Source organism: Vibrio sp. RM-69-4, assembly GCF_024743775.1.
Taxonomy (GTDB): Bacteria; Pseudomonadota; Gammaproteobacteria; order Enterobacterales; family Vibrionaceae; genus Vibrio; species Vibrio anguillarum.
Genome location: NZ_JAMQXI010000038.1, coordinates 1 through 6317, shown reverse-complemented (window position 1 = coordinate 6317; position 6317 = coordinate 1). Strand labels below are relative to the sequence as shown.

6 protein-coding genes are annotated in these 6317 nt (G+C 41.2%); 4 read left to right on the top strand and 2 right to left on the bottom strand.

Annotated features, from left to right (window positions below; all coding sequences use genetic code 11):
• The first annotated feature begins 1232 nt into the window (after positions 1–1232).
• From NB504_RS06380 to NB504_RS06360, 3 genes are all read left to right on the top strand, one after another.
• Complete coding sequence (locus tag NB504_RS06380) at positions 1233–1586, top strand: glyoxalase/bleomycin resistance/dioxygenase family protein (RefSeq protein ID WP_258428510.1); 354 nt, start codon at positions 1233–1235, stop codon at positions 1584–1586.
• 142 nt (positions 1587–1728) lie between these two features.
• Positions 1729–2193 (top strand): ASCH domain-containing protein, encoded by a 465-nt coding sequence (locus tag NB504_RS06370; RefSeq protein ID WP_115340146.1) that lies wholly within the window; start codon positions 1729–1731, stop codon positions 2191–2193.
• A 1191-nt stretch (positions 2194–3384) separates the two neighbouring features.
• Positions 3385–3960: a hypothetical protein gene (locus NB504_RS06360; protein WP_258428509.1), complete on the top strand. Its 576-nt coding sequence runs from the start codon at positions 3385–3387 to the stop codon at positions 3958–3960.
• 253 nt (positions 3961–4213) lie between these two features.
• Here NB504_RS06360 and NB504_RS06355 read toward each other — a convergent pair whose 3' ends face one another.
• Positions 4214–4504, bottom strand: a complete 291-nt coding sequence (locus NB504_RS06355) for a type II toxin-antitoxin system RelE/ParE family toxin (protein WP_258428508.1) — start codon at positions 4502–4504, stop codon at positions 4214–4216.
• Entirely contained in the window at positions 4497–4718 is a 222-nt protein-coding gene (locus tag NB504_RS06350; protein ID WP_017044326.1) for a TA system antitoxin ParD family protein, read from the bottom strand. Before NB504_RS06350 ends, NB504_RS06355 begins: the two co-directional genes overlap by 8 nt.
• Positions 4719–5866: 1148 nt before the next feature.
• On the opposite strand from NB504_RS06350, the gene NB504_RS06345 reads away from it, so the two are divergent.
• Positions 5867–6223, top strand: a complete 357-nt coding sequence (locus NB504_RS06345) for a hypothetical protein (protein ID WP_064626900.1) — start codon at positions 5867–5869, stop codon at positions 6221–6223.
• The last annotated feature ends 94 nt before the right edge of the window (positions 6224–6317 follow it).

Here is a 6317-nt window from a genome sequence, read left to right as displayed (position 1 = left end):
TGCAATTGTGGCTTTTGGTCGTGTAAAGTCAGTTTATCTCATTGAATTTGCATAACAAACGGCTCAAGAGGGATTGTCAACGCATGGCGACTTTGGTGCAAAATTGAAGTTCAGTGTTTAAGTGTGTTTTTTGAGTTCGGCTATGCGTTGTCAACCCCTTAGCCGGGCGTTATGCAACTCAGGTAAATTTAGGGGTTCAATCTTTTGGGATTTCTCTGGCCATTCGTTTTGTGTTGTCGGCAAATGAGCTTTTTACCCTCTGATTCTTGGTTAACTCAAACCGTAAAACAGACAAGATTCTTGGTTTGCCTCAATGAGTTTTAGCGTTGGCGTGTTGTGAATTTAGCGCGCGCAAAGTGTGGAAAGGGCAAGTTATTCGATCATTTCGTACTTGCTGAAAGTCTTGCTCGGTGAGTTTGTCTAATTCAAAATCTTGGTTTGTTGTTGAAAGGTGGGCTTTGTTTTGGCGGCTCATTTATCACGGCTCTGGCTTGGGTTGGTTCTGGAATCTCTCAACTATTGCAATCGTGGCTTTTGGTTGTATAAATTCTGTTTATCTCATTGAATTTGCATAACAAACGGCTCAAGAGGGATTGCCAACGCGTGGCGACTTTAGTGCAAAATTGAAGTTCAGTGTTTACAGTGGTTTTTTGAGTCCGGCGGTGCGTTGTCAACCCCTTAGCCGGGCGTTATGCAACTCAGGTAAATTTAAGGGTTCAATCTTTTGGGATTTCTCCGGCGATTCGTTTTGTGTTGTCGGCAAATGAGCATTCTTACCCTAAAATTCGAGGTTTACTCAAGCCGTAAAACAGACAAGATTCTTGGTTTGCCTCAATCATTTTTAGCGTTGGCTTGCTGCCAATTCAGCGGGCGCAAAGTGTGGAAAGGACAAGGTTATCGAGCATTTTGTACTTGCTGAAGTTTTCGCTCGTTGAGTTTTCCTGACACAAAAGCTTGGTTTGTTGCTGAAAGGTGGACTTTGTTTTGGCGGCTCATTTATCACAGTTCTTGCTTGGGGTGGTTCTTGAATTACTCAACCATTGCAATGGTGGCTTTTGATCGAGTAAAGTCAGTTTATCTTATTGAATTTGCATAACAAACGGCTCAAGAGGGATTGCCAACGCGTGGCGGCTTTGGTGCAAAATTGAAGTTCAGCGTTTACAGTATGTTTTTTGAGTTCGGCGGTGCGTTGTCAACCCCTTAGCCGGGCGTTATGTGGCAGGAGAGAAAATATGACCCCAGCAGCAGTTCTTATTCATGTCCCTAATATAGAACAGGGGTTAAGTTGGTATCAAAAAGCCTTTTCTGACGCGAAGCCTATTTATCACTCAGATTTTGATTTTACAGTGTTAGACCTTAATGGCTTTTCTATTGAAATAGTGCAAGCTGATGAAAAGGTGGGCTCTGGTAAAAATGGTACTGTTCTTTATTGGTCGGTAAACGATTTATCCAAGTCATTAGCATGCTTTGAGGCTCTTGGCGCAAAACTATACAGAGGCCCAATGGAAATAGAAAATGGGCTTTCAATGTGTCAAGTAGAAGACCCATTTGGTAACTTAATTGGCTTACGAGGCAAAGCCACATAACAAACGCTTCAAGAGGGACAGCCAACGCGTGGCATTTTCACTATGCGTTGGTTTTTGTGGTTACGATGTTATGCGGAAGCTTGGTAGTAGCGTTGTCTGCCCCTTAAGCGGGCGTTATGTTTTTAATCAGGTTCAGAGAATCATGGAAGAAAAGAGTCAGTTATTTTTACAGCAGTACCTTCGAACTTTACCTAGTGAAGTGTCTGAAAAATATACATCATTTAGTTCGGATTACTTTTGTGCAGATGAATATAACGCAAATCTATGTGCTGATTTAATTCTACGTGGCGAGAAGCGTGCATCATGCAGCATGGAATACTGGTATAGCCACGAAAGTGAAGTATTACCTATAGTTGGCCACCTTCAAGTGGTCACAAACTGGTATGGTGAACCAATTTGTATCATTGAGATCACATCGGTCTCAAGTTGTCGATTCAACGAAGTGACGGAAGAATTTGCAGCAAGTGAGGGTGAGGGCGACAAATCGCTAGAATGGTGGCGTAATGCTCATTGGAAATTTTTCTCACGTGAATGTGACACTTTAGGTATAGAGCCAAGTGAGGATATGTTATTGGTTTTAGAGCACTTTAAGGTCGTGTATCACTAAAAACATAACAAAGCGTTCAAGAGGGACAGCCAACGCGTGGCATTTTTATTATGCGTTGGTTTTTGTGGTTACGTGTTATGCGGTAAGTTGGTAGTAGCGTTGGCTGCCCCTTAACGCGGCGTTATGCAACTCAGGTAAATTTAGGAGTTCAATCTTTTGGGGCTTCTCTGGCATTCGTTTTGTGTTATCGGCAAATGAGCATTTTTGCCCTAAAATTCGTGGTTCACTCAAGCCGTAAAACAGGCAATGTTCTTTGTTTGCCTCAATGAGTTTTGGTGCTGATTTGTTGTCAATTCAGCGTGCGCAAAGTGTGGAAAGGGCAAGTTTATCGAGCATTTTGTGCTTGCTGAAAGTCTTGCTTATTGAGTTTGTCTGATTAGAAAGCTTGGTTGGTTGTTGAAAGGTGGACTTTGTTTTGGCGGCTCATTTATCACAGTTTCTTGCTTGGGTTGATTCTTGAATCACTCAATCATTGCAATTGTGGCTTTTGGTCGTATAAAGTCGGTTTATCTCATTGAATTTGCATAACAAACGGCTCAAGAGGGATTGCCAACGCTTGGCGACTTTAGTACAAAATTGAAGCTCAGTGTTTACAGTGTGTTTTTTTAAGTTCGGCGGTGCGTTGTCAACCCCTTAGCCGGGCGTTATGCAACTCAGGTAAATTTAGGGGTTCAATCTTTCGGGATTTCTCTGGCCATTCATTTTGTGCTGTCGGCAAATGAGCATTTTTATGCTCAAATTCGTGGTTAACTCAAACCGTAAAACAGATAAAGTTCTTTGTTTGCCTCAATCAGTTTTGGTGCTGGTTTGTTGTCAATTTAGCGGGCGCAAAGTGTGGAAAGGGCAAGTTAATCGAACATTTTTCATTTGCTGAATGCGCTGCTTGTTGAATTTGTCTGACTCAAAAGCTTGGTTTGTTGCTGAAAGGTGGACTTTGTTTTGGCGGCTTATTTATCACAGTTCTTGCTTGGGTTGATTCTTGAATCACTCAACCATTGCAATTGTGGCTTTTGGTCGTGTAAATTCTGTTTATCTCATTGAATTTGCATAACAAACGGTTCAAGAGGGACTGCCAACGCGTGGCGGTTTTTGTTCAAATCAGCATGTGTGATTACGGTTGTTATTTTAAGTCCAGTGTTTTGCGTTGTCAGCCCCTTAACCGGTCGTTAGCATTATTTGGAGATAATACGATTGGAAGATGAAGTTCAATATGATTCAGACGGTTATGCAAAGACTCTCGAGAAAGTCCTTACTTTAGCCGAGAAAGAGTATTACGTTCAGTTAGTTGATATAAATCGTCATCAAGTTGTGGTTAGCCGAACAATTCTCTGGCTTCTCGTTGTACTTATAGGTTTCGACTTTGCTTTAATAGATTGGTTTCATTCTTCATTGTCTGGTGAAAACGCGAAAGTTAGTGCGCTAGCAGCTTGTTGGTTTTTTGCAATTGCGGCTGTTGTTGCTGGAGCTATCGCTTTTACGTTTGCTGCATTAGCTATCCCGTCCATTGGGAATTACTCGAAGCTATATACAAATAGTTGGGCGGACTACACAGAAAGTGCTTATAAAAACTGGGAGGATGGGAACTCGTTTGTATATGAAACGGAACTGAGCAATATTCTTTCCAAAGTTGATATTGCATGTAATCAAGGTAGTACAACAAACCATGGGCGAGGAGTTAAGTTACGGATAGCCTCGATAATGGCTATTGTATCTGCAGCACTAACTTGTGTTTCGTTTGTTGTGTTCTCACTAAATTTTTACTTTTAAGGAGCATTTATGACTCAACCCAAAAAACCACCAATGCCAAAGCCTCCACAGCCAATAAAAAATGACACCCGCCACATAGTTACTAGTTCAAAAGATAAGCCTAAGAAAAAATAATGCTAACAAAGCATTTAAGAGTGATTCCCAACGCTTGGCATTTTTCATTCCATCGTTGGGTTTTGTGTTTACGGTGGCATGGTTGGGTTTCGTGGTGGCGTTGCTCACACCTTAATGCGGCGTTATGATTCACCCGGATTCAGTAAAACATCTTGATATCTGGGTAAAAATTTTCATGCGCGCCTAGGGCGATGAGTTCAAGAGTTACCGTCCCATCTTGATAGCTATAGCCAAGAAGAGTGAGTTGCTTAACCATTTTGAATTTATAAACACGGAGAAAGGACAAATCTCCTTTTTTCTGCTCGCCTAAAAGCGGATCTTCGATAAGTGCTTTGACCGCATTGTCCAGATCCACTTTCTGATTTTGGTGGAGTTTTTTAACGGTTTTCTTGAATGATGGCGTTTGAAGAACCTGTGTAATATTAGCCAAAGTTGTATGCCTCAAGTTTTCCGGCTTCTTTTTCAGCTTTAGCTATAATGGCTTGTCGAACAAATTCATAAGGTAAATCTGGGTTATCTTCCATCATTTCCCCAATTTTAGCCCAGTGTTCAATTTGTTTTGGTGTAGTGCGATTCAATGCTTTGGCCATGATAGCGGCTTTATCTACGAGGTCTTGATCAAGGCGTATGCTAGCGGTAGACATAATGTGCTCCTTCATTTAAAGTTTTAATAATTGTAGCGTGGCGCTACTAAGGTAGCAAGGTGAATCATAACAAACGGCTCAAGAGGGATTGCCAACGCGTGGCGGCTTTAGTGCAAAATTGAAATTCAGTGTTTACAGTGTGTTTTTTGAGTTCGGTGGTGCGTTGTCAACCCCTTAGCCGGGCGTTAGGCAAGGTGAGTTTTTATCAGCTAAATCGAGTTTGAATTGAACGGTAAATTCCATGTTTTGTGGCTTAATTTAAGCAATAAATAATCATCACATATTTGTTGTTTCTTGATCGCGTTGGGTTGTTTAGCGCTGTGAGTTTAGCGGCAAAATAACCTTCAGCATCCAAACGTCCGCCGAGCATGCTACGCTCGTCACTTTTCTTCCAAATCGCTCAATTTGAGTTTTTTTTGTTTCTTTGCTGATTCAGCATTTTGGTTTATAAATGAATTGGTTAGTTTGTTTCAAGTTTACAAAAAAGCTCGTTCTTTGGTTGTGAAAGTGTCGGTGTCAATTGGTTGGCCTAACAAACGGCTCAAGAGGGATTGCCAACGCTTGGCGACTTTGGTGCAAAATTGAAATTCAGTGTTTACAGTGTGTTTTTTGAGTTCGGCTATGCGTTGTCAACCCCTTAGCCGGGCGTTAGGCAAAGTGAGTTTTTATCAACTAAATCGGGTTTGAATTGAACTGTGAATTCTATGTTCTCATGGCTGGACTTAAGCAATAAATCGTCATCACATATTTGTTGTTTCTTGATCGCGTTGGGTTGTTTATCGCTGTGAATTCATCGGCAAAATAACCTTCAGCATCCAAACGTCCGCCGAGCATGCTACGCTCGTCACTTTTCTTCCAAATCGCTCAATTTGAGTTTTTTGTTTCTTTGCTGATTTGGCATTTTGGTTTATAAATGAATCGGTTAGTTTGTTTTAAGTTTACAAAAAAGCTCGTTCTTTGGTTTTGAAAGTATCGTTGTCAATCGGTTGGCCTAACAAACGGCTCAAGAGGGATTGCCAACGCGTGGCGGTTTTAGTGCAAAATTGAAGTTTAGTGTTTACAGTGTGTTTTTTGAGTTCGGCGGTGCGTTGCCAACCCCTTAGCCGGGCGTTAGTATCAAAATTAAATTAGGTTTCGGAGTATTTGAAATGTTTTTTTCTAGTTCATCTCAACCCTTAGTTAACGGCGCTCACTTGTGCGAAGAGTTAGCTAGATTTCTATCTGAAAACAAAAGTGACTTTGAACAGAAACTTATCCCGGATCTATCTCATATAGATCATATGGCTCACAATGTTAATGGTATAGAAGTCGAAAACATTTCTTTTGTGGGCTGTGATCAATATCAACTCGATTATTCATACGATTGGGAAGTCTATCGTGGCTGCTCTGACATGAATGAAGCTGATATCGAACATGAAAGCGTATTGTTTATCCTTAATGATGACGGCTTCATCGAAATTGATTTCCCAGAATATGAAGAGCGTGATACACGCGAGGAATTTTAGTACTAACAAACGGCTCAAGAGGGATTGCCAACGCTTGGCGACTTTAGTGCAAAATTGAAGTTCAGTGTTTACGGTGTGTTTTTTGAGTTCGGCG